Source organism: Agromyces humi, from assembly GCF_009720255.1.
Lineage (GTDB): Bacteria > Actinomycetota > Actinomycetes > Actinomycetales > Microbacteriaceae > Agromyces > Agromyces humi.
Genome location: NZ_WJSP02000459.1, coordinates 1 through 2,629, shown reverse-complemented (window position 1 = coordinate 2,629; position 2,629 = coordinate 1). Strand labels below are relative to the sequence as shown.

3 protein-coding genes are annotated in these 2,629 nt (G+C 72.7%); 1 reads left to right on the top strand and 2 read right to left on the bottom strand.

Annotated features, from left to right (window positions below):
* Positions 1-122 precede the first annotated feature (122 nt).
* Positions 123-368, top strand: a complete 246-nt coding sequence (locus GH736_RS20875; RefSeq protein WP_159606736.1) for an XdhC family protein — start codon at positions 123-125, stop codon at positions 366-368.
* A 1-nt stretch (position 369) separates the two neighbouring features.
* Here GH736_RS20875 and GH736_RS20870 read toward each other — a convergent pair whose 3' ends face one another.
* Both GH736_RS20870 and GH736_RS20865 read right to left on the bottom strand, forming a co-directional pair.
* Positions 370-1,629 carry a D-arabinono-1,4-lactone oxidase gene (locus GH736_RS20870; protein WP_159606734.1) on the bottom strand — a complete coding sequence of 420 codons (1,260 nt, stop codon included), beginning with the start codon at positions 1,627-1,629 and terminating at the stop codon, positions 370-372.
* Between the two features lie 8 nt (positions 1,630-1,637).
* The coding region (locus tag GH736_RS20865) for an arabinan endo-1,5-alpha-L-arabinosidase (protein ID WP_328596934.1) at positions 1,638-2,629 on the bottom strand (992 nt) is incomplete at its 5' end.

The window sequence follows — 2,629 nt, the reverse complement described above, 5'->3', positions numbered from 1 at the left end:
CGAAGACGTGCGCGAAGTAGGAACTCGAGTAGCGTGGCGGCACGAGCGGATCGTCGAGGCCCGAGGCCGCGAGGCCGGAGCGCTCGAACTCCGCGACATCCGTCACCCGCTCGTCGGCGCCGATGCGAGCACGCCTTCGCACGCCCGGGCTCGGTTCGATCGGACTCATCGGCTCCCGGTCGAAGTGGGCGCGGTTCCGGTCGCAGCTGCTCGCGGCGGGTGTCGGCGAGGAGGACCTCGCGCGCGTGTCGACCCCGATCGGCATCGAGGGCATCCGCTCCAAGGAGCCCGCCGCGATCGCCGTGAGCGTCGCGGCGCGCGTGCTGCAGCTCGTCGAGGCGCAGGTGCCGGAGCAGTCCGCGCGCTGAATCAGAGGCCGAGCCGCTCCAGGTAGGCGTTGGCGAAGCGGCGCTCGGGATCGAAGCGGGCGCGCAGCGCGGCGAAGTCGTCCCAGCGGGGGTAGCGGCGCCGCACCTCGTCGCCCGGCAGCGTGAACACCTTGCCCCAGTGCGGGCGGGCGGTCGCGGGAAGCGCCGCCTCGATCGCCGGCAGCAGGGCGGTGACCGCCGGCTCGTCGCGCACCCACGTGAAGTGGAGGCCGACCACGTCGGTGCCGTACGCCCCGCTGAGCCACAGGTCGTCGGCTCGCACCGTGCGCACCTCGCACACCTGCAGGAGCGGTGCGATGCGGTCGGCGAGGCCCCGAACGGCCTCGAGCGCGGCCACCGCATCGGCGCGCGGCACGAGGTACTCCGACTGCAGCTCCTCCCCCGCCGACGGCGTGAACTCGAGCTTGAAGTGCGGCAGGCGCTCGAACCACGGGCCCGGCGCGCCCAGCTGCTCGGTGCACGCGCCGGCCGGCAGCCCGATGATCGGATGCCGCGCCTGCGTCGCCGGGTGGGCGCCGAGTCGTTCGACCACCGCACGGCGCCGCTCCGCGGCATCGGCGTCGAACGGGAGGCGCTGCTTGACCCAGAGCTGGTCGGCGACGTCGGTGCGCGACCACCGGGTGAAGATGCTGACGCTCGTGCCGAGCGAGGTCACCGCGTCGAGGTCGGCGAGGATCGCGTCCCAGGCGGGCGCCTCGAAGACGGTCTGCGCGACGTCGTAGGTCGGCTCGACGTCGAGTTCGAGCGCCGTGACGACGCCGAGTGCGCCCAGGTGCACGACGGACCCGGCGAAGTCGGGGTCGCCCCGCACGAGGCTGCGGGACTCGCCGCTCGGCGTGATGAAGCCGATGCCGCGCACGGCCGTGGCGAGCGAGCCGATGCCGTCGCCCGATCCGTGGGTGCCGGTGCCGACGGCGCCGGGCACCGAGATGTGCGGCAGCGACGCGAGGTTCGCGAGCGCGAGGCCCTTCCGCTGCAGGATCGGCGCGAGGTCGCCGTACCTCGGCGCCCCCGTGAATCGCACTGCGCCGGGTGCGCTCGACATGTCGACGTCGACGGGCAGCCGGTCGGTGGCGATCAGCGTTCCCTCGGTGTCGGCGAGGTCGTTGAACGAATGCCGGGTGCCGAGCACCCGGAACGGCCCGTCGTCGGCGAGCACCTCCTGCAGCTCGTCGACCGAGGCGGGGCGCACGATCTGCCGTGCCCGGTACGTCAGGTTGCCGGCCCAGTTGCGTTCCATCGTGCTCCTCACCAGTGCAGCTCGGGCCACCCCTCGGCGTCCCAGCCGAGCGGCAGCAGCGCGAGCTGGAACTGCCCGTTCAGGTCGCCGTCGTAGTAGTGCAGCGCCATCATCCCATCCGCGACCGACTGTCCGCCGGGCCCGATGCGGTGCCCCTCCGTCTCGAGCAGCACGGTGCCGCCGTCCTCGAGCAGCGGGACGCCGTCGCGGTCGAGGAACGGCCCGGTCGGGGCATCCGCTCGGCCGACGGCGATCTTGTACGTGCTGTCGGCACCCTGGCAGCAGGCGTCGCGCGAGACGAAGAGGAACCAGTCGCCGTCGTGTTCGACGAGGTACGGCGCCTCGATGGCGTTCGGTGGCGCGCCGCGGTCGGCGAGGTGCAGCGGCTCGGCGTCATCGGCGCGCAGCCCGCTCGGCCACGCCAGCTCGACCATGCGGATGCCGCTCCAGAACGAGCCGAACGACAACCACGGGGTGCCGTCGTCGTCGGTCGCGACGCCGGGGTCGATCGCGTTGAAGTCGTCGTCCGACATCGATTCGATGACCGGCCCGCGGTCGACCCATTCGTACGCCGGGTCGTCGGGATCGAGCGTCGTGTTGGTCGCGAGTGCGATCGCCGAGGAGTTCTTGCCGAACCTCGACGCCGAGTAGTACAGGTACCACGTGCCGTCGTGCTCGACGAGCTCGGGCGCCCACAGGTTGTCGACGCCCGGCACGGCCTCGTCGATCCAGGCGGGCTTCTCGTCCCACACCTCGCCCTCGTAGCGCCAGTTCCGGCCGTCGGACGACGAGCGGACCTGCACGTTGCCGTCGGCGACCGTGCCATTGCCGGTCGAGTAGACGTACCAGGTGTCGCCGTCCTTGGCGAGCGCCGGGTCGTGCGTCGCTAGGTCGCCCGACAGCTGCCAGGCGCCGGCCGTCGGCGCGCAGCCCGCAAGCGCCGTCATCAGCAGGGCGGATGCCGCGACGAGGGCGATCCCCGATCGGAATGCGGCGCGGC